The organism is Candidatus Glomeribacter gigasporarum BEG34 (genome assembly GCF_000227585.1).
Lineage (GTDB): Bacteria > Pseudomonadota > Gammaproteobacteria > Burkholderiales > Burkholderiaceae > Glomeribacter > Glomeribacter gigasporarum_B.
On the sequence record NZ_CAFB01000016.1, the window covers coordinates 1 to 1041 of the forward strand.

General features: G+C 61.8%; 3 protein-coding genes. All 3 read left to right on the forward strand.

The window, feature by feature from the left end; translation table 11 throughout:
- Positions 1-72: 72 nt before the first annotated feature.
- A complete protein-coding gene (locus CAGGBEG34_RS00330) occupies positions 73-399 on the forward strand; it encodes a head-tail joining protein (RefSeq protein ID WP_006681954.1) in 327 nt (108 codons plus the stop codon).
- Positions 400-406: 7 nt separating this feature from the next.
- Positions 407-907, forward strand: a complete 501-nt coding sequence (locus CAGGBEG34_RS00335) for a hypothetical protein (protein WP_006681955.1) — start codon at positions 407-409, stop codon at positions 905-907.
- Between the two features lie 4 nt (positions 908-911).
- Positions 912-1041: DUF2635 domain-containing protein (locus CAGGBEG34_RS09900; protein ID WP_081463682.1), on the forward strand; the 130-nt coding region annotated here is incomplete at its 3' end.

The following is a 1041-nucleotide window of genomic DNA, read 5'->3' on the forward strand; positions in this document are numbered from 1 at the left end:
TGATGATGCAGTCCTCGCCGATTGTGATTCCAAGCCGCGTGAACGCGGCGCTGGCCGCGACGGTGATCTGAGATGTCTATCGATTGGGATGACGCGGTGATCGCGCCGGTGATGGACGTGTTCGGCGAAGCGGTGACGTATCGGCCCAAAGACGGCGCGCCCTTTGAGATCACCGGCATCTTGACCGAGGCGTATCTGGAAGTGGATGCCGTGGGCGATGCGGTTCCAATGAGCGGCCAGCAGTCGAGGTTGAACGTGCGATTGTCCGCCTTCATGGAGATCGAACCGCAGCCAGGCGATACGTTGACGGTGCGGCGCACCGGCCAGACCTATTGGGTGCGGGAAGTGCGCCCAGACGGACACGGCGGCGCATGTTTGCGGCTCAATGGGGAGGGCTGAGATGCTGATGCGCGCCCATTTTCGCGAACAGGCGGTTGCGACCCTGAAAGCGGCCCACACCACCGCGGGCCAGAACGTCTTTTCGCCCCGCGACTGGCCGACTTGGCGCGGCGAATATCCGCTGATTCTGGTGCACACGCCGCGCGAGCGCAAGGCATCCATCACGCGCGGCATCCCGCAGTTCAACACCACGCTTTGGCTGGCGGTCAGCGCGCGCGTCGAGACGCACAGCGCCGAAGCCGCGTATGCGGATTTGGAGACGCTGGGCGCGCAGATCGAGGCGGCCCTCCTCACTGACTTCAACCTGATTTCCCAGCTTCAGCACATCGCCTTTGTGGACACTCGGATAGAGGTGAACGCGCAAAGCAAAGGTCATCTGGGCGAGGTGCAGATCGATTTCGGGCTGGAATTTTACGAAGTCTTTGACCCTGTGACGCAATCGCCGGTTCAACCCATTGCAACGCCTTTAGAAGGGATCGATGTCCAACACGCACTACGACCGGAGTAACACCATGTGGATTCAACCTGCACCAGGCCGCCTCGTGCGCGACCCGGCCTTTCATGATGTCTTGCCTGAGGCGGGGCGCGAAGTCGAGCCGTCTGAGTATTGGCAACGCCGCTTGCGGGATGGCGATGTCATTG